Here is a 19,264-nt window from a genome sequence, read left to right as displayed (position 1 = left end):
TACCCAGTCTTCTGCTTTGATCGTGATCTTCGATAGTGGCGAAGGGGCATCATTTACTCCTGCCCATGCGCACGGCATCATAAGTCCTATCATCATACATATCATAAAGAGCAACCTTATCATCATAACCGCAACCTCCCGTCGTTCGTTATCTATATTGTACCACAGAGCGCGTGGGTAGTGGTAAGTGGAATAAACAAGAACGTACCGCGAGATGGGTACGTTCTTGTTGTTTATTCTGCTTGTTTTGTCAGTTGGACGGTCTGGATCGGGTATGGGATCTCGATGCCTTCTTCGCGGAAGCGGACGGTGAGGGCTTTGACGAATTCGTGGCGGAGGATGCTGCGCTGGGCGACGTTGTCGGTGGGGAGGATGACGTTGAAGTCGATGCTCGACGGTCCGAAGGTGTGGAATCGGACGAACGGTTCGTAGGTGGTGTTCGGCGACTGCTGTTCCATGACGGCTGTTGCGACTTCGATGCAGACGCGCTCTACGTGTTCGAGGTCGCTGTCGTAGCTGACACCGCACGGTACGGTGAGGAATATCTCACGTCGCGGAAGGTCGTAGTTCATGAGTGTCGCAGACGATACTGCCTGATTCGGTACGATGATCATGCCGAGGTTGACGTCCTGTATCGAGGTGTGTCGGAAGTTGATATCGACGACGAATCCTTCTTCGCCTGTTGACAGGCGGATGAAGTCGCCTACTTTGATGGGCTTCATCACGATGAGCTGAAGGCCTGCGAAGAAGTTGGTGAGTGTGTCCTGAAGGGCGATGGCGACTGCCATACCGCCGATACCGAGAGCGGTGAGGATCGGTGCGATGGAGATGTCGCACGCTTGCAGGATGATCATCAGACCGCAGGAGTAGACGATGAATTCCAACAGATGCGCCAGAAGCGACGAGGAGGAGAGGTTCTCCGCGTTACGGCGCAGGTAGTAGTGGACGGCATTGACGATGATGCGCGCTACCGTGATGGTCGTGGATAAGAGGACGAGCGATTTGAGGAAGAGGCTGAGGATATTTTGCACGTACGAGGTGATGTCTATCATGTGGATCGCCCAGTAGATACCAACCATCAAGCTCCACAGGATAGGCATATAGCGGAGTGTTTTTGCCGCGATATGGGAGAGGCTTTCGGGGTCGGATTGTCCGTCTTGCGGACGCAGTTTACGCTGCAGTTGTCTGTCGATGATGATGCCGACGAGCGTACTGAATACGAATACGAGTATGGGCAGTGTCCATGATTCTATCGGTACAGCAGAAAAAATTTTTTCCATTGCTATGTAGACCTCCTTGTCGGATGGTGTATAATATATATAATCAGTATACAAAAAATGATGTCGAATTTCAAGATATCATCGAATAAGAAGGGGGAGTCTTTTATGATCGTCGCAACGAGCGAGCGCCTTCGTTTTCGCCAGGCGGAGGAGGCTGATCTTGACTATATCATGGCGGTGGAGCACGAGCCTGCCGATGCACAGTTTGTGATCCCGTACGATATCGACGTGCACCGCGCGATGCTCAACGGTGACAATACGAAGCATTTCGTCGTGGAAACGCACGAGGGTGAAGCGGTCGGCTTCGTTATCGTGTCGGGGCTTGAGAATCCGTACGGGGAGCTTGAGTTTATGCGTATCATGGTGGCCAAACAAGGTCTGGGATACGGTAAGGAAACGGTGGGACTGCTTCTTAAATGGGGTTTCGAGATAAAAAAAGCGCATCGCGCATGGCTCGATTGCAAGCCGCATAATACGCGTGCGCTTCATGTGTACGAGAGTGCAGGGTTCGTCCGCGAGGGTCTTATCCGCGAGACGATCCAAGCAGAGGACGGCACGTACGAAGATCTCGTTATACTCGGTATCTTAGACCGCGAATATTTTGCTCAGTCTGTGCCGACTGCCTGAGCGAATACGTCGGAGAGCGAGTCGTGGATGACGAGCGTGGCTTGGTCGTCGTACGGTGTGCTGTCGCGGTTGATGAGGACGAGGTATCGTCCGCGGAAGTAGCGCAGAAGTCCTGCCGCAGGGTAGACGACGAGCGAGGTTCCGCCGACGATGAGCATATCGGCACGGCTGATGGCACTTATTGCGCCTGATACGGTGTCGTCGTCGAGCGATTCTTCGTAGAGGACGACGTCGGGCTTCAATACCCCTCCGCAGTCGCAACGCGGAATGAAGGAGTTCGGCTTGCGGCGTAAGGGGTCGATGAAGTCGTCGTAGCCGTAGGCGCGTCTGCATGACTGGCACGTTGAACGGGCGAACGAGCCGTGGAGCTCATAGACGGTCTTACTGCCGCCTGCCTGATGCAGTCCGTCGATGTTCTGGGTCACGACAGCCTTGAGCTTGCCTTCGCGTTCGAGCTTGGCGAGTGCAAGATGCGTCGTGTTCGGCTTCACATCGGGGAAGATCATCGAGCCGAATACGAAGTCGAAGAAGTCCTCCGTACGGCGTTTGTAGAACGAGTGGCTGACGACTTCTTCGGGCGAACAGCCGAACTTCGTCCGCGCGTGGAAGAGGCCTCCTGCCGAGCGGAAGTCGGGTATCCCGCTGTCTGTCGAAACGCCTGCCCCACCGAAAAATACGATATTGTCGCTGCCCTTTATCATTTGTTTTAACTGTTTTATCTTATCATTCATCATCGTCACTTCTTTCTGTATAGAATGAACGGATATGTCCTTACTTGCAGTGTAGCATATTGCCATTTTGTTGTAAAACAAAAAAGGAAAGGGTCGGCGGTCTGTCGAAATGAATAAACAGAATTTTGGCAAAAGACAGACAACTACCAAGGCAGGTCTTATAGTATGGAAATAAAGCATTTTAAATATTTTGTAGATGTGGCACGGCTGAAGAGCTTCAGCAAGGCGGCGCAGGTCAATTTTGTTTCGCAGTCAACGATCAGCAAGGTCATTCGCGATCTTGAGGAGGAGCTGGGCAGTCCGCTTTTTTTGCGCAGTTCAAAGTTCGTGGAGTTGACGGATGCAGGCGAACGACTGTTTTTGCAGGCGGCGAAGATCGTTGAGATGTTCCAGGGCGTGACGCGGTATTTCCAAGATGAGATGACGAGCGAGAAGGGGCTTTTACGCATCGGGCTTCCTCCTATCACGGGGGCGACGGTGTTCGGTCAGCTTCTCGGGCGGTTCAAGCGTCGTCATGCGGGTATTGATATCCAGCTGTTTGAGTACGGCTCGAAAAATGTCGAGGCGGCGGTGCAGGACGGTTCGATCGATGTCGGTATCGTCTGCTCGAAACCGCAGGAAGGGCTTTATGGGACGGTGCTGTTCCCAAAAGATCCACTCAAGGTGGTGCTTCATCCGTCGCATCCGCTTGCGGAGCTTCGGCAGATCGATTTTCGCGATCTCGAGCAGGAGAATTTTGTCCTGTTCCGCAAGGATTTCAGTCTGCATGATGCGATACTCAGGCGGTGCAAGACGGCAGGATTCTTGCCGAATGTGATACTCGAAACGACGCAGCGCGAGCTGATGACGCAGATCGTGGAGGCGAATCTCGGCATCACGCTTCTGCCTGCGCAGATAGCAGACTCGCTCAATCCCAGACAGATGTCGGCGGTGCCTGTTGCAGATCCGCAGATCTATCTGGAGATCGCGCTTATTTGGAATACGAAGCAGTATGTGTCCAAGGCGGCACAGCTGTGGATCGATTTTGTCAGAGAGTATGTGGAGCAGCAGACATACTTGTAAGGAGGAATAGTATGGCACAAGAGATAGAGATGAAGCTTGCGGTGGCAGATACGGTATCTTTAGACGAGGTGCGCGGTATCTGCTCGTTCCTGTCGGGCGGAGAGGGGCGCACTGCGAAGATGATGGCGCGCTATTTCGATACCGAGGACGGTGTGCTCGGCAAGGCAAGACTTGCATATCGCACGCGCAAGGAAGGATACCGTTGGGTCGCGTGCCTCAAGGGCAGCGGCATGAGCGAAAACGGTCTGCATCAGCGTATGGAAGTCGAACGCGAGGTCGAGCACGGTGAGCCTGATCTTACCGTATTTGCCGATACGGACGGCGCACAGCTTGCAGAGCCGTACTTGTCATCTAAGCTCGTGCCGATCGTTGAAACGGAGTTCACACGTACGTCGTGGCTGATGGGCGACCGCACGGCGAAGATCGAGATCGCACTCGATGAAGGAGAAGTGCGCGCGGGTGGTAAGACTGCGCCTATTCGTGAGATAGAATTGGAGCTCAAGGCAGGCGAGGTCGAGTCGGTGCACGTCTTGGCAAACTGGCTCAAACAGCAGTTCGCACTCTCGGAAGAAAACGACAGCAAATATGCGCGTGGACTGGCTTTGCGGCGCGGATAAGAAAAACAGCCGAAGGCAGGTCATGCGTTCGGCTGTTTTTGTATCGAATGGGCTTTGCTTATGGTCGCGCACAGAACAAGCCGTCTGTACGGCGGTCATTTGCTTAGCGGTTACTCGCTGTCAGGCGAAGACCTTTTGGACGAGTATCATATAGAGTGCGGTACTGCCGCCGATGCTGACGAGCATCTTTTTGTATCGGCGATGTACGATCGTGAGAAAGGCAAGGCTGATGAGTTCGGGCATGCCGTACGGTGCGCTCATCAGTGAAGTGCCCTTGAGGCAGTAGACGACGAGCATGGCGATCACGGCTGTCGGCAGAACGGTGTTAAGGTAACGGATATACGGCGGAAGCGGTCTGTCCGCGCCGAATACGAAAAACGGCAAGGCGCGCGTTACCAGCGTGACGAGCGCGACGATGGCGATGGTGATGGCAATTTCTATCGTAGTCATGGACGAGTTCCCTCCAATCTGCTTCGGCCGAGCGTCAGAAGTACGAGAAGTGATACCATCGACGCAAGAACGAACCAATCTTTGCCGAAGAGGATAAGACAAGCAAGTGTTACGACGAGCCCGCAGACAGCAGGGCGACGGTCTTTTGCCGAATCCCATTGCTCAAGGAAGATAACGGCAAACAGTGCCGTCATGGCGAAGTCGATACCCGTGGCATCGAATGGCAGATGCGTGCCGATAGCGGCACCGATCGCAGTACCGAGGAGCCAGTATATCTGGTTGAGAAGTGCGAGCGAGATGTCGAACCACTTCTGTGATACGCCGCTCGGTGCTTTTGTCAGACAGTAGAGTGAGTACGTTTCGTCTGTCAGCGCAAAGACGGGATATGCTTTGTCTTTGCCGTAGGGGCGAAACCGCGTCAGCATCGACAAGCCGTAGAACAGATGACGTGCGTTGACCATCAGCGTCATCAGCGCGGCAGTCAAGGGTGCGAACGGCCCCGAGATGAGAGCGATGGTGACGAACTGCATCGCACCTGCATAGATGAAGACGCTCATCGCGAGTGCCCACCACGGCGAAAAGCCTTTGCTCGTGAGAAGCACGCCGAACGCGATACCGATAAAGAGATACCCTGTCAAAACAGGGAGTGTATATGGAAAAGCGGCAAGAAGTGCCTGTTTTTTCAAGAGGATCAATCCTTTGCAGTGAATGTAACTTCATTATTTTACCATAGATGAACGAAGCAGAAAAGTAAAAGTCGGGAGGAATGGCGATGTATCAACCACATAGTTATCCGTATCCATCTCAACGGCAGGTCGTCTATGCCAAACGCGGTATGGTAGCGACGAGCCAGCCATTGGCGGCACAAGCAGGGCTGGAGGTCCTGCAGAAAGGCGGCAATGCCATCGACGCGGCAGTCGCGGCGGCAGCGTGTCTGACGGTCGTTGAACCGACGTCGAACGGTGTGGGCGGCGATGCGTTCGCACTCGTATGGCATCAAGGCAAGCTCTACGGGCTCAATGCGAGCGGTCCTTCGCCTGCACTCCTTACGCTCGATGCGGTGAAAAAAGAAGGCGGTGACCGTATGCCGCAGTACGGCTGGGCACCTGTCAACGTCCCCGGTGCACCGAAAGCATGGGCGGAGCTGTCGAAGCGATTCGGCGCACTCTCGCTCGCAGATGCGCTTGAGCCTGCTGTCCGCTATGCGGAAGAAGGCTACCCCATCAACGTGACGAGCGGTCTTTGCTGGGAAGTCGCATGGGATCGTATCAAAAATGCCATCAAAGGAGAAAAACATCGTGCATGGTTCGACATGTTCGCACCGAACGGCCGTATCCCGCGCATCGGCGAGATGTGGGGAAACCGTGATCTGGCGAAGAGCCTTGCCATGATCGGCGAAACGAATGCAGATGCGTTTTACAAGGGAGCGATCGCCGAGAAGATCGATGCGTTCTCGCGCGCAACGGGCGGATACCTGCGCGGAGAAGACCTCGCGGACTATGAAGCAGAATGGGTAGACCCCATCTCCGTCCGCTATCACGGCTATGATGTATGGGAGATCCCGCCGAACGGTCACGGCCTTGTGGCATTGATGGCACTCAATATCCTCGACGGATTCGAATTCGGCGAAAAAGAAGATGCGCTTACATACCACCGCCAGATCGAAGCGATGAAGCTCGCGTTCGTTGACGGTATGAAATATATCGCCGACCCGCGCCATATGCAGGTATCGGTCCAAGACCTTCTCTCGCCTGCGTACGCGGCGACGCGCAGAGCCTCTATCGGCGACATGGCAAGACTGCCCGAGCCCGGTGACCCGAACTGCGGCGGTACGGTCTACTTGGCGACAGCCGACGACGAAGGCAACATGGTATCCTTTATCCAGAGCAACTACAACGACCTCGGCGCAGGCATCGTCGTACCGGGTACAGGCATCGCGCTTCACAATCGCGGACAGAACTTCTATCTCGACCCGACCAGCCCGAACTGTGTCGGTCCGCGCAAAAAACCGTATCACACGATCATCCCCGGATTCCTTACGAAAGACGGCGCACCTGTCGGCCCGTTCGGCGTCATGGGCGCATTTATGCAGCCGCAAGGTCATGTACAGGTCGTCATGAACACGATCGACTTCCATCTCAATCCGCAAGCCGCGCTCGATGCGACGCGCTGGCAGTGGCTCAGCGGCAACAACATCGAAGTCGAGCCTGACTGCGACCCGCGCATCGTAGAGGAACTCAAGCGTCGCGGTCACAACGTATCCATCCAGCCGAGCGTCACGCCGTTCGGCCGCGGTCAGATCATCTGGCGTGAAAATGGCGTTCTCGTCGGCGGTACGGAAAAACGCACCGACGGTATGATCGCTTGCTGGTAACAACTGTATAACCTGCCTGCATCAGGGGCATACTACCATCATCTTATGAGTGAGGTGATTCGGTAATGATGACAGGCAAACGAACACGAGGGGTACTGATCGTACTCCTCGTCCTTTTCTTCTCGCTGGCAGTCGGTGGTTGTGATACGATGAACATCACGGCAGAGCTTCCGCAGGAAGTCCTCGACAAGATGCCCGTCGAGATGCAAAAAGACCCCATCGGCTACCTGAAAGGACTTCTCCCCAAAAGGGAACAAAAACGCATGATACTCGGCTACTATGAGAATCCGTGGCCGAATACGCCCGACGAAGTCGGCTCTCTCCCCAGTATGCGCGCCCATGCCAATGCCATGACAGGCGTTGCACCGTACTGGTTCCGCGCGACAGCAGACGGCACGCTCGAATCGAAGCAAAGTCAGCTCGCGTATGACGAAGCACGCGCGGCAGGCCTTGCCGTCTATCCGCTCGTGACGAACAAGAGCGAAGCGACCGACGCGATACTCTCTACGAAAGAGATGCGTACCAAGACGATCGACAGCATCATGCGCGTCATCGACGAACAGGGCTTCGACGGCATCAATCTCGACTTTGAACTTGTGCCCGCGCATCACAAGGACAACCTGACAGCGTTCGTCACCGAGCTGTACGGGCGTATGAAAGACAAGAAAAAAACGCTCATCGTATCCGTCTTTCCGAAAATAGATGTTGCGGAATCGGTACACGGTGCGTACGATTATGACACACTTTCCAAGCAGAGCGACTATCTCCAGATCATGGCGTATGACCGTCATTGGGCGACGAGCGAAGCAGGTGCCATCGCGCCGATCGGCTGGTTCGAGGAAAACCTGCGCTATGCCATCGAACACGGCGGCGGTGCAGGCAAGATCATCATCGGACTGAGCCTCTACGGCTATGACTGGGGCGGCGGTGCAGAGGCCGAAACTGTCACGTATGTCGATGCGACCGTCCGTGCCGAAAAAGCAGGCGCAGAAATACGCTTCGACGAAACGGACAAAGCACCGTACTTCATCTACGACGGGCACGAAGTCTGGTTCGAGGACGAACGCAGCATGAATGCGAAAATGGACGTCATCGCCAAGTACAACCCCGCAGGTATCGCGCTGTGGCGACTGGGGCAGGAACAGCCTGAAATATGGAATGTCGTTACGGCGAAGTTCCCGAAACAGTAACAGACGAGCGCGGTCGATGATGTGATCTTCGAAAAAAATGTCACGTTTCAAAAGGAATCTCTCCTCACTTGGCGAATATGATAATGAGAAGCAATATTATTTAGATAGGAGGGACTTTCTTTGAAACAGGTCATCACAGTAGAAGGTATGCACTGCGGTCATTGTCAGCAGGCTGTCGAAGGTGCTGTGCGCGAGCTTAACGGCGTGACGGAAGCCGTCGTAGACCTCGCGGCAAAAACGCTCACCGTCGTATTCGACGAAAGTGCTGTGACGCTTGCCGATATCGAAGAAGCCGTCGAAGATCAGGGCTTCGATGTCGTGCATTAACTTGACTGAAAAAAATGATTTTGGTATACTGAAAACAAGCTCTCAACAGTCCGTACGCATCAGGCGACACTTGCGCCGACTGCGGTGCGTGAAGGGGAGTTTGTTTTTATTTTGAGAAGAAAAGGAGGGGATATGATGCGGCCATCGCAAACGAGAAGTGAAAAACGACGCAGAAAATATCGCAAGATACTGGGCGGTATCATATCGGTGCTCCTCTTTTTGATCGCGGTCACGGTGGGCGGATTTTACTACCTGCTCCATGCCGACTTCGTGCCGAGCGCAGTAAGCGAAGAAGAGCCTGCCATTGAAGAATATATGGTCGCGCCCATCAACAAGGTCAACATCATGGTGCTCGGTGTCGACAGAAGAAACGAAGATGTCGGCCGTTCGGATACGCTCTTTATCGTGACGGCAGACCCTGATACGAAACAGCTCTCTATGTTGTCTGTTCCGCGTGATACGCGCGTCCTCATACCGGGCTACGGCTATGATAAGATCAACCATGCGTATTCGCTCGGCGGTCACAAGCTGACGGAGAAGTCGGTCGAACGGCTCCTCAATATGCCGATAGATCACTATGTCCTCATTGATTTCAAAGCGTTCTATAAGATCATCGACGCGCTCGGCGGTGTCGATATCTACGTCGATAAACGCATGTATTACGAAGACCCGTGGGACGACGACGGCGGTCTTGTCATCGACATCCAGCCGGGGCTTCAGCATATGGACGGCGAAACAGCGATCCAGTATGTACGCTATCGTGACAGCGAAGGTGATATCGGTCGTGTCGCGCGCCAGCAGAAGTTCCTCAAGGCCGTCATGGATCGCGTAGCAAGTCCGTCGATCCTGACGCGCATCCCCACGCTCATCTACGAGATCAGCTCTGCTGTCGAAACAGACCTCTCCATGAGCCAGATGTTCAGCCTTGCGGCGATGTTCAAGGAAGCCAAGGACAACGGTATGCGTGCTTACATGGTACCGGGTACGCCTGCCGACATCGACAAGGTCAACTATTGGGTGCCCGATGTCGAACAGCTCCGCGAAAACATGGCAAAGCAGATGGGCGTATTGCTCGATGCGAAGCATAAAGCGAAGAACCGTGAAGAAGCGCAGGCATATCGCACATTCTCGGACGGCGCAAGTGATGCAAGTGATGATATCGCACAGAAAAGCACCGTTCGTATGCGCATCATCGACGCAACGGGCGAAGGCGCATCGCCTGCCAAAATAGAAGAAAAATTGAGCGGCAGACGCATCACCATCGACACCATGGCATCGTCGCCTGTCGTGTCGGAACAGTCGCTCGTTATCTGTACGACGACGGACGAACATATCGTCGATGAGGTCAACGACCTGCCGTTTGCGTACACGCTCCGTATCGAACGTGACGACAATGCGGAGGCTGATGTTGTCTGGATCATCGGCAAAGATTTCCTATAAATAAGAACTTCGGTCATAAGGCCGAAGTTTTTCTCTTTTTAGGGCGAAAAAGGCAGGAAAATCGGGCATAAAGCCGAAAATAATATAGTTATGATAAAAAAGGAGAGAAGCGAGATGGCAGGTTATCCGATACAACTGGAAATCGAAGATATGCCCTGCGCAGTCATCGGCGGCGGCAGTGTCGCTCTGCGTAAGGCAAGGCCGCTCGTCAAGGCAGGTGCGCGTGTCACGGTCATCAGCCCCGTGCTTGCCGATGGTCTGGCAGAGCTTGCCGAACGAGGCAGTATTCGACATATCGCGCGCGGATACGTAGCAGGCGACGCAGACGGATACGAGCTTGTCATCTGCGCGACCGATGATGGTGACATCAATCGGCAGGCGGCGAAAGAAGCACGTGCGCTCGGTGCGCTCGTCAACGTCATCGACGCGCCCGAAGAAGGCAATTTTACCGTGCCGTCCTCGGTCGATATCTCACCGCTTCTTTTGACTGTATCGACGGGCGGCATCAGCCCTGCGTTCTCGCGAATGATGCGACAAGAACTTACAGAAACGTACGGCGCGGTACACGGAGCGTTCCTTGCGAAACTCGGTGTATGGCGCGACGAAGTCAAAGATATTCTCCCGACGCCTCAGGCGCGTGAAGCGTTCTGGCGGTCGGTATTGACAAGAGATGTGATGAAGCTCTTACGAGAAGGAAACTTAGACAAGGCGGAGGAATCAATACAGGATGCAATTAGTAGTATTAGGACTGAATCATAAGACGGCACCCGTAGACGTACGCGAAACGTTTTCTCTGTCGGAGGAGCGTATCAGAGCATCGCTTACCCATCTCGACGATTATTCGGAGATCGCCGAGTGCGTGATACTCTCGACGTGCAATCGTACGGAAGTCTACGCCGTCATGGACGAGGACGAAACAGTGGAAGCCAAAGAGGAGTTGAAAGCGTTCCTTCTTGATATGGCAAAATCGAATGGTGTGGCAGACGAATATTTTTATGCGTATTACGGCGCCGACTGTATCCGTCACCTGTTCCGCGTGGCATCGAGCCTCGACTCGCTCGTCATCGGCGAGGGACAGATACTCAATCAGGTCAAAAAGGCCTACTCGGTAGCCAAAGCCGAGAAAGCGACGCGAACGGTACTCAATATGCTGTTCCATCGTGCGATCAAGACGGGTAAAAAAGTGCGCACCGAAACGCGCATTGCCTATAGTGCCGTGTCGGTCAGCTATGCGGCTGTCGAGCTGGCGAAAAAGACGATCGGCGACTTGTCCCAGTCGAATGTGCTCCTCTTGGGCGCAGGTCAGATGGGCGAACTTACCGCACGTCATCTCGTGGCGAACGGTGTCAAGACGGTCTTCGTCTCGAACCGCAAATATCTGCGTGCGGCAGAGCTTGCCGAAACGTTCGGCGGGGTAGCCGTTCCGTTCGAGGAATTTCTGCAAAGTGCGGTGAATGCCGATGTTATCATTACGTCGACGGGCGCACCGCATTATCTCGTAGAACGATGGGACATTGAACGATTGATGGCAAAACGTGCGCATCGTCCGCTCATTCTCATCGACATTGCCGTACCGCGTGATGTCGAGCCCGAAGTCGGCGAAGTGCCGAATGTCAATCTCTACAATATAGACGATCTCGAAGCCGTCGTGGAATCGAATCTCCAGCTCCGTCAGCAGGAAGCGGAAGAAGCGGAGAATATCATCGAAGAAGCGATGGACGAAATGATAGAACGATTCCGATATCTCGAATATCGACCTGTGATGGCACTGTTAAGTGACAAGGCAGAGCGTATCCGCCGCCGCGAGGTCAAACGCGCGATGGCAAAGCTCGGCGGTCTGACGATCGACGAAAGACGCGCAGTCAAGCATCTGTCGAAGATGATCGTGCGCAAGCTTCTCAGAGATCCGATGATATGCCTCAACGAGGCGGCACTCGAAGGCCGCGAGGACACGCTTATCGATGCCATCAGCGAACTGTTTAAACTTGATACGACAGGAGAGGGGGAGAGCCGTGAAGAAAACAGTGGTGATCGGTACGCGCGGCAGTAAGCTCGCGCTGTGGCAAGCCGACTATATTCAAGCCAGATTAGAGGCAGAGTATCCCGATGTTACGGTAACGCAGAAGATCATTACGACGACGGGCGACAAGATACTCGACGTACCGCTCGCGAAGATCGGCGGAAAAGGCCTCTTTACAAAAGAATTGGAAACAGCCATGCTGAAGGGTGAGATAGACCTTGCCGTACACAGCATGAAGGACGTACCGAGCGAGATGCCCGAAGGCCTTGTCCTCGGCGTTATCACGAGCCGTGAGCATGAAGGCGACGCGTTCGTCAGTCTGAAATATCACTCCATCGACGAGCTTCCCGAGGGAGCAAAAGTCGGTACATCGAGCCTTCGCCGTAAGGCACAGCTTCTTAAATATCGCCCCGACCTCAAGATATACGATCTCAGAGGCAATGTCGGTACGCGCCTTGACAAGCTGGAGAAAGAAGGATTCGACGCCATTATTCTGGCAGTCGCTGGACTTCGCCGACTCGGTCTTGCGGAGCGTATCGCCGAAGTGATTCCGCATGAAGTGTGTTTGCCTGCTGTCGGACAGGGGGCGCTCGGCCTTGAATATCGCGCGAGCGATACGGATATGGCAGAGATGCTCGCGTTCCTTGATGATGCGGACACGGGCGCGGCAGTTCGTGCAGAACGCGCATTTTTAAAACGCATCGAAGGCGGCTGTCAGGTGCCTGTCGGCATCTATGGCAAGACCGAAGGCGATGAAGTCGTCTTGGAAGCACGTATCTTGTCGGTAGACGGGAAAAAAGCCGTTATCGATCATGCGCGCGGAAGTCGCAAAGAGAGTGAAAGCATCGGACTTCGCTTGGCAGAGCGTATGCTCGGCGCGGGCGGAGAAGCGATACTGGCAGAGCTTACGGAAAATACGGAGGATACGAAATGAAAGGCAAAGTATATCTGATCGGGGCAGGCCCCGGTGACTATAAATTGATCACGATGCGCGGTCTTGAATATCTGCAGCAGGCAGAGGTCGTCGTCTACGACCGTCTGGCAGACAATCGCCTGCTCGCTTACGCACCGAAAGATGCGGAAATGATATACGTGGGCAAAGCATCGGCGAATCACACGATGAAACAGGAGGACATCAACCAGCTTCTCGTAGATAAAGCACTCGAAGGCAAGACCGTCGTTCGCTTAAAGGGCGGCGACCCGTTCGTATTCGGTCGCGGCGGCGAAGAAGCACTTCTCCTCGTGGAAAATGACGTACCGTTCGAGATCGTACCGGGCATCAGCTCGTCCATCGCCGTCCCTGCGTACGCAGGTATTCCTGTGACGCATCGCGGCATTGCGGCATCGTTCGCCGTCGTAACGGGACACGAAGACCCGACGAAAACGAACTCGAGCATCTACTGGCAGAACCTCGCAAAAGCGACCGACACGCTCGTATTCCTCATGGGCGTAGAGAACCTGCCTTATATTACGAAACAACTTATCGAAAACGGTCGCTCGGCAGATACGCCTGCGGCAGTTATCCGCTGGGGCACGAAGCCCGAACAGCGTACGCTCGTCACGACGCTCGGCAGTGCCGCCGAAGATGTGAAAAAACACGGCATCAGACCGCCCGCCATCTTCCTCGTCGGTCATGTCGTCACGCTCCGCGAAAAGCTGGCTTGGTTCGACACCAGACCGCTCTTTGGGCAGACCGTACTCGTTACCCGTGCGCGTGAGCAGGCAAGTGCGCTCACCGCTCAGCTCGAATCGCTCGGTGCGGCGTGCATCGAAGCACCGTCTATCAAGATCGAAGCACCGACCGACGATTACGCAGGTATCGACGCATCTATCGAAGACCTTTCTGCGTATGAATGGGTCATCTTCACGAGCGTCAACGGCGTGAAGCATTTCTTCGCACGCATGAAAGAAGCAAAAAAAGACAGCCGTGCATTCGCAGGTATCCGCATCTGCGCCATCGGCTCGAAAACGGCGGAAGAAGTAGAAAAACACGGTCTTATCGCAGACCTTATCCCGGGCGAATTCCGCGCAGAAGGCATCGTCGAAGCGATGAAAGACTACGTGACGGAAGGCACGAAGATACTTCTCGCAAGAGCGAAAGAAGCGCGCAATGTCCTGCCCGAAGAATTGACGAAATGCGGTGCTGATGTGACGATCGCAGAAGCATACCAAACCGTCGCAGCCGACACGAACGGCGATGAACTTGCCGACATGCTTCGCGAAGGCAAGATCGACTGGATCACGTTCACCAGCTCGTCTACGGTAACGAATCTTGTCAATCTCCTCGGCGAAGGCGGGACAGACCTCATCCGTCAGACGAAGGTCGCCGCTATCGGCCCTATCACCGCGGCAACGTGCGCACAATATGAGATCAAACCGACCGTCATGGCAGACGAATACACCATCAGCGGTCTGGTACAGAAGATAGAAGCGTATTATCACGCATAAGAGAAGGAGAGAGTGTGATGTTACAGAATTTGCGTCCGCGCCGTCTTAGAAAGACCGCGGAAATTCGCAGTATGGTCAGAGAAACGAGCCTTTCGGTCGATGACCTCATTTATCCGCTCTTTGTCGTACCCGGCGAAGGCGTACGTAAGGAAATCCCGTCGCTCCCCGGCATCTGCCATCTCTCGGCAGACGAAGCCGTCAAAGAAGCACAGGCGGCATTTGCGCTCGGTATTCCGTCCGTCATCGTATTCGGTCTGCCCGAATACAAAGATGAGATCGGCTCGAGTGCCTGGGACATGACAAGCCCTGTACAGCAGTCTATTATGAAAATAAAAGAAGCCGTGCCCGATATGGTCGTTGTGGCAGATACGTGTATGTGCGAATATACGAGCCACGGTCATTGCGGTCAGCTCTGCGGTCACGATGTCGACAACGATGCTACGCTCGCATTGCTTGCGAAAACGGCAGTCAGTCAGGCACAGGCAGGCGCAGACATCATCGCGCCGAGCGATATGATGGACGGTCGTGTGGCGGCGATCCGCGCCGCGCTCGACGAAGCAGGCTTCTATGATATTCCCATCATGTCGTACACCGTCAAATACGCTTCGGCATACTACGGCCCGTTCCGTGATGCGGCAGATTCCGCACCGCAGTTCGGTGACCGCCGTTCGTATCAGATGGACCCTGCCAACGTGCGCGAAGCGATGAAAGAAGTCGAGCTCGACCTCGCGGAAGGTGCCGACATCATCATGGTAAAGCCTGCGCTGGCATATCTCGACGTCGTACGTGCCGTACGCGAAGCTATCGACAGACCTGTTGCCGTCTACAACGTCAGCGGTGAATATGCGATGGTCAAAGCTGCCGCGGCCAACGGCTGGATCGAAGAAAAACGCATCGTCCTCGAAACGCTTCTCGGCATGAAGCGCGCAGGGGCAGATATCATTATCACGTACCATGCGATGGACGTGGCAAAATGGCTCAGAGAGGGGAATGTATAATGGCTCTTGATCTTACTCGTTCGGCAGAAGCGTTCGAACGTGCAAAAAAATGTATCCCGGGCGGCGTCAACAGCCCCGTCCGTTCGTTCCGCGGTGTCGGCGGTACGCCTCCGTTCATTGCAAGCGCGCAGGGCAGTCATGTGACTGACATCGACGGCAACACATATATCGACTACGTCGGCTCGTGGGGTCCGATGATCGTCGGTCATGCCAACCTCCAGGTACTCGACGCGATCAAAGACGCATCGCTTCGCGGTACGAGCTACGGCGCACCGACCGAGATCGAAACGGAAATGGCAGAAAAGATTCGCGAGCTCGTTCCGAGCATGCAGCTCGTCCGCATGGTCAACTCGGGCACAGAAGCAACGATGAGCGTGCTCCGTTTGGCGCGTGCGTACACGGGTCGCAATAAAATCATCAAATTCATCGGCTGTTACCACGGCCACCACGACAGCCTTCTCGTCAAAGCAGGCAGCGGCATGGCAACGCTCGGCGTGCCCGATTCTCCGGGCGTACCGGGTGCAACGGCTGAAAACACTATCAGCTTACCGTACAACGATATCGAAGCCGTTAAAGCGGCATTCGAACAGTACCCGAACGAAATTGCCGCGGCTATCATCGAGCCGATCGCAGGCAACATGGGGCTTGTCCTTCCGAAGAGCGGATACCTGCGCGAGCTTCGCCGCGTCACAGAAGCCAACGGTGCGCTTCTCATCTTTGACGAAGTCATGTGCGGTTTCCGCGCGAGCCTCGGCGGTGCGCAGTACGTCTACAGCGTACGCCCCGACCTCACTTGTCTCGGCAAAGTCATCGGCGGCGGTCTTCCTGTCGGCGCATACGGCGGTCGTGAAGACATCATGTCGATGATCTCGCCTGCAGGCCCTGTCTATCAGGCAGGTACCTTGAGCGGTAACCCGCTTGCTATGGCGGCAGGTCTTGAAACGCTCAAGATCATTTCCGAAGACCCCGAGCTTCCGCATCAGCCCGACTTCACGCAGAAACTGACCGTCAAAACGCGCCAGCTCTGCGGCGGCCTTATGGAAGCGGCAAAAGAAGCAGGCCTCAAGCTCCAGTTCCATCAGGCAGGCTCGATGTTCTGCACGTTCTTCACCGACAAGCCCGTAACGGACTATGCGTCGGCAGCGACAAGCGACACCGAAGCGTATCGTATCTTCTTCCATTCGATGCTCGAACAGGGCATCTATATGGCACCGTCCCAGTTTGAAACGGCGTTCGTTTCCTCGGCGCATACGCAGGAAGACATCGACAAAACGATCGAAGCGGCAAAAGTTGCCTTCGCAAAAGTAGCCGAATATATGGCAAGCAAATAAAAACGAAGAGAGTGGCACACGCCACTCTCTGTTTTATCGTACGGAAAGGACTTCTATGGACAGACAAATACTCATCGGCCATCTCGCGCTCATCTTTACCGTAGCCGTATGGGGAACGACGTTCGTTTCGACGAAGATACTCCTCACCGAGCTGACACCGCTTGAGATACTTTTTTATCGATTCCTGCTCGGTGCGGCCGCGCTCACCATTGCGTATCCGCATTTTCGGCACGGCGGTACATGGCGCGACGAAGGCCTTCTGGCACTCGCGGGTCTGACGGGCATCACGCTCTACTACCTGTTCGAGAACATCGCGCTTGACTATTCCACCGCCTCGAACGTCAGCGTCATCATCGTCACCACACCGCTCTTTACGGGAATACTGGCGCGCATCATCTTAAAAGAACTGCTTCGCCCTGCGTTCCTCTGGGGCTTCTGTCTTGCCGCTGTGGGCATCGTCCTGATCGAATACGGCAACCTTACGGCAGAGATACACCCGCTCGGCGATATCCTTGCGCTCCTTGCCTCGTTCATCTGGGGCGTGTACTCCGTTATCATTCGCCAAGTCAGCGCGAGCGGTATCCCCATCACCGCCATCACCCAGCGCGTGTTTTATTACGGTATCCTCTTCATGGTGCCTGCGCTCTTCTTCTTTGAAGCACCGTTCGACCTTGCGCTTCTCGAAAACACTACCGTCGCAGGACACCTCATCTTCCTCGGTCTCGGTGCATCGGCACTCTGCTTTGCCACGTGGAACTTCGGCGTACAAAGGCTTGGCGCCGTCACCTCGGGCATCTACATCTACTGGATCCCTATTATCAGCATCATCATGGCGGCCATCGTTCTTGATGAATCGCTCTCTTTCACCGCCATCATCGGCATGGGGCTCACCATGGCAGGCGTCATATTAAGTCAATCAAGTATCGGAACGAAAAGGCACTCCTAGAGGGGTGTCTTTTTTTACGGTATGCCGAGGTGAACATATGTCGATGCAAGGACGATAAGCCCGCCCGCGCCTGCGACGAGTGCGCCGTACCAGTAGTACGACACGCGCCCGACGGAGGCGAGTGAGGAGAGGAGAAGGCCGACTTGGAGGTAGAGGAGCGATTCGCCGAAGGATGCCGCTCGCAGTTCGGCTTGTTCGCGTGTGCTTTCAAGTTCTGTCGCCTTTTGCATGAGCGTATATTTTTCCTGACGATACCGCGCGATCTCATCTTCGTACTCTGCGATCTTTTCTGCCGTTTCTGCTGTGCTCGGCGTTAGCGTAAGCAGGTCGCGTTGAAGCTGGAAGAGATGCTGTTTGATGCTTTTCGCCTGATAGTACGACCAGCAGTTCGTCAGTTCCGTCTGGGCGAGAAGCGCGTCGCTTTCGTAAGATGATGACTGGAAGGTGGCAAGTGTCGTGCAGCCTGCGAGGAGAAGTGTCGTGACGGCGACGAGCGTACTGATGCGGTCATTCCAGCGTACACGAAATCTGTCAAGCCATCGCAAAGCGCGTCCCTCCCCATGTCGGTCAAGTCGTGTCGAGCGGTATGTTGTACAGCGTGATCGTATCATTGAGCGCGGCGATACTGTCGGTGATGAGCAGGATATCATCGAGCGTGGCAGTCGGGTCGCATAGTGTGTCGAGCAGTTTGCGCTCTAAGACGAAGAGCGCGAACAATACCGTCGAATTGGCGGCAGACGCTGTCAGATTGGAGCTTCTGCGTGCGATAGACCGCGCATTGCAGAGCATCTCTTCCCACTCGGATACAGAGCAGTTTTTCTTATTCATACGATTTCCCCCTTGCGGATAGTTTATGCAAAACGCACATTCGGGGACAAAAAAAGACACCTTTTCAAAAGGTGTCTTTCGTCATATGTTATTCGTTATCAAAGTAGGTACGCACGTCGTCAAGGCTGTTCGCGTTCGGCAGGGCGCACATGAGCTTGAGGCGCGCCTGCTGTGCGGTGAGGTCGCCTGCGAGGATGATGCCGTGCTGAAGGAGGTCTGCCGCGCCGCCTTCGTAGCCGTAGACGGGAAGAACTCTGCCTGCGTGGACGCGCGTGGTGAGGACGACGGGGATACCTGCTTTGATGGCGTCGATGACAGCTTGACGGCAGGCGGGCGGGATATTGCCGCGGCCGAAGCCTTCGAGGACGATACCGCTGACGCGTTTTTCGATAAGACAGCGCAGGAGAAGGTCGTCTTGACCTGTCGCCATTTTGACGAGGTAGACATCTTCGACGAGCGTGTCGGTCGTGATATGTTCGCGCATGAATGGACGAGCGCGCCATACGATGCGGTCTTCGTCTGCGTAGCCGAGTGCGCCCCATGCAGGCGAGGTGAAGGCGTGCGGATTGGCGCTGTGCGTCTTGGTGACGGAGCG

Annotated in this window: 21 protein-coding genes; 14 read left to right on the top strand and 7 right to left on the bottom strand. The window is 54.8% G+C overall.

The window, feature by feature from the left end:
- Positions 1–233: 233 nt before the first annotated feature.
- A complete protein-coding gene (locus tag IJN28_03455) occupies positions 234–1,280 on the bottom strand; it encodes a mechanosensitive ion channel family protein (protein ID MBQ6712831.1) in 1,047 nt (348 codons plus the stop codon).
- A 105-nt stretch (positions 1,281–1,385) separates the two neighbouring features.
- On the opposite strand from IJN28_03455, the gene IJN28_03450 reads away from it, so the two are divergent.
- Positions 1,386–1,907: a GNAT family N-acetyltransferase gene (locus IJN28_03450; GenBank protein ID MBQ6712830.1), complete on the top strand. Its 522-nt coding sequence runs from the start codon at positions 1,386–1,388 to the stop codon at positions 1,905–1,907.
- On the opposite strand, the gene IJN28_03445 is transcribed toward IJN28_03450, so the two are convergent.
- Positions 1,886–2,641 (bottom strand): NAD-dependent protein deacylase, encoded by a 756-nt coding sequence (locus IJN28_03445; GenBank protein MBQ6712829.1) that lies wholly within the window; start codon positions 2,639–2,641, stop codon positions 1,886–1,888. The genes IJN28_03450 and IJN28_03445 overlap by 22 nt on opposite strands.
- Before the next feature lie 162 nt (positions 2,642–2,803).
- Between IJN28_03445 and IJN28_03440 the strand changes: the two genes are divergently transcribed.
- Together IJN28_03440 and IJN28_03435 are read left to right on the top strand one after the other, a co-directional pair.
- Positions 2,804–3,700 carry a LysR family transcriptional regulator gene (locus IJN28_03440; protein MBQ6712828.1) on the top strand — a complete coding sequence of 299 codons (897 nt, stop codon included), beginning with the start codon at positions 2,804–2,806 and terminating at the stop codon, positions 3,698–3,700.
- 11 nt (positions 3,701–3,711) lie between these two features.
- The gene (locus tag IJN28_03435; protein ID MBQ6712827.1) at positions 3,712–4,317 is read left to right on the top strand and encodes a CYTH domain-containing protein; all 606 of its coding nucleotides are present in this window, start codon (positions 3,712–3,714) and stop codon (positions 4,315–4,317) included.
- Between the two features lie 120 nt (positions 4,318–4,437).
- On the opposite strand, the gene IJN28_03430 is transcribed toward IJN28_03435, so the two are convergent.
- Together IJN28_03430 and IJN28_03425 are read right to left on the bottom strand one after the other, a co-directional pair.
- Positions 4,438–4,767, bottom strand: coding sequence for an AzlD domain-containing protein (locus IJN28_03430; protein ID MBQ6712826.1), 330 nt, complete (start codon positions 4,765–4,767; stop codon positions 4,438–4,440).
- A complete protein-coding gene (locus tag IJN28_03425; protein ID MBQ6712825.1) occupies positions 4,764–5,453 on the bottom strand; it encodes an AzlC family ABC transporter permease in 690 nt (229 codons plus the stop codon). Before IJN28_03425 ends, IJN28_03430 begins: the two co-directional genes overlap by 4 nt.
- A gap of 86 nt (positions 5,454–5,539) precedes the next feature.
- Between IJN28_03425 and IJN28_03420 the strand changes: the two genes are divergently transcribed.
- The 11 genes from IJN28_03420 to IJN28_03370 all read left to right on the top strand — a co-directional run bounded on the left by IJN28_03420 (position 5,540) and on the right by IJN28_03370 (position 17,841).
- Positions 5,540–7,141, top strand: coding sequence for a gamma-glutamyltransferase family protein (locus tag IJN28_03420; GenBank protein MBQ6712824.1), 1,602 nt, complete (start codon positions 5,540–5,542; stop codon positions 7,139–7,141).
- A 149-nt stretch (positions 7,142–7,290) separates the two neighbouring features.
- Positions 7,291–8,331 (top strand): glycoside hydrolase family 18, encoded by a 1,041-nt coding sequence (locus IJN28_03415; protein MBQ6712823.1) that lies wholly within the window; start codon positions 7,291–7,293, stop codon positions 8,329–8,331.
- A gap of 120 nt (positions 8,332–8,451) precedes the next feature.
- Positions 8,452–8,658, top strand: coding sequence for a copper chaperone CopZ (gene copZ / locus IJN28_03410; protein ID MBQ6712822.1), 207 nt, complete (start codon positions 8,452–8,454; stop codon positions 8,656–8,658).
- Between the two features lie 135 nt (positions 8,659–8,793).
- Positions 8,794–10,098: an LCP family protein gene (locus IJN28_03405; protein ID MBQ6712821.1), complete on the top strand. Its 1,305-nt coding sequence runs from the start codon at positions 8,794–8,796 to the stop codon at positions 10,096–10,098.
- 114 nt (positions 10,099–10,212) lie between these two features.
- Positions 10,213–10,857 carry a bifunctional precorrin-2 dehydrogenase/sirohydrochlorin ferrochelatase gene (locus IJN28_03400; GenBank protein MBQ6712820.1) on the top strand — a complete coding sequence of 215 codons (645 nt, stop codon included), beginning with the start codon at positions 10,213–10,215 and terminating at the stop codon, positions 10,855–10,857.
- The gene (locus IJN28_03395) at positions 10,826–12,148 is read left to right on the top strand and encodes a glutamyl-tRNA reductase (GenBank protein MBQ6712819.1); all 1,323 of its coding nucleotides are present in this window, start codon (positions 10,826–10,828) and stop codon (positions 12,146–12,148) included. The genes IJN28_03400 and IJN28_03395 overlap by 32 nt, the downstream gene beginning before the upstream one ends.
- Positions 12,060–13,052: a hydroxymethylbilane synthase gene (gene hemC / locus IJN28_03390; GenBank protein ID MBQ6712818.1), complete on the top strand. Its 993-nt coding sequence runs from the start codon at positions 12,060–12,062 to the stop codon at positions 13,050–13,052. Before IJN28_03395 ends, hemC begins: the two co-directional genes overlap by 89 nt.
- Complete coding sequence (gene cobA / locus IJN28_03385) at positions 13,049–14,566, top strand: uroporphyrinogen-III C-methyltransferase (GenBank protein MBQ6712817.1); 1,518 nt, start codon at positions 13,049–13,051, stop codon at positions 14,564–14,566. The genes hemC and cobA overlap by 4 nt, the downstream gene beginning before the upstream one ends.
- 17 nt (positions 14,567–14,583) lie before the next feature.
- On the top strand, positions 14,584–15,564 hold the full coding sequence (hemB, locus tag IJN28_03380) for a porphobilinogen synthase (protein ID MBQ6712816.1): 981 nt from the start codon (positions 14,584–14,586) through the stop codon (positions 15,562–15,564).
- Positions 15,564–16,895 carry a glutamate-1-semialdehyde 2,1-aminomutase gene (gene hemL / locus IJN28_03375; GenBank protein ID MBQ6712815.1) on the top strand — a complete coding sequence of 444 codons (1,332 nt, stop codon included), beginning with the start codon at positions 15,564–15,566 and terminating at the stop codon, positions 16,893–16,895. The genes hemB and hemL overlap by 1 nt, the downstream gene beginning before the upstream one ends.
- Before the next feature lie 55 nt (positions 16,896–16,950).
- Complete coding sequence (locus IJN28_03370) at positions 16,951–17,841, top strand: DMT family transporter (GenBank protein ID MBQ6712814.1); 891 nt, start codon at positions 16,951–16,953, stop codon at positions 17,839–17,841.
- A 14-nt stretch (positions 17,842–17,855) separates the two neighbouring features.
- Here the strand turns inward: IJN28_03370 and IJN28_03365 are convergent, their stop codons facing one another.
- The 3 genes from IJN28_03365 to IJN28_03355 form a co-directional block, all read right to left on the bottom strand.
- A complete protein-coding gene (locus IJN28_03365) occupies positions 17,856–18,386 on the bottom strand; it encodes a DUF4337 domain-containing protein (protein MBQ6712813.1) in 531 nt (176 codons plus the stop codon).
- 22 nt (positions 18,387–18,408) lie between these two features.
- Entirely contained in the window at positions 18,409–18,669 is a 261-nt protein-coding gene (locus IJN28_03360) for a hypothetical protein (GenBank protein ID MBQ6712812.1), read from the bottom strand.
- A gap of 88 nt (positions 18,670–18,757) precedes the next feature.
- Positions 18,758–19,264: asparaginase (locus tag IJN28_03355; GenBank protein ID MBQ6712811.1), on the bottom strand; the 507-nt coding region annotated here is incomplete at its 5' end.

This window comes from Selenomonadales bacterium (assembly GCA_017442105.1).
Lineage (GTDB): Bacteria > Bacillota > Negativicutes > RGIG982 > RGIG982 > RGIG982.
This window is presented reverse-complemented; position numbering and strand designations above follow the sequence as displayed.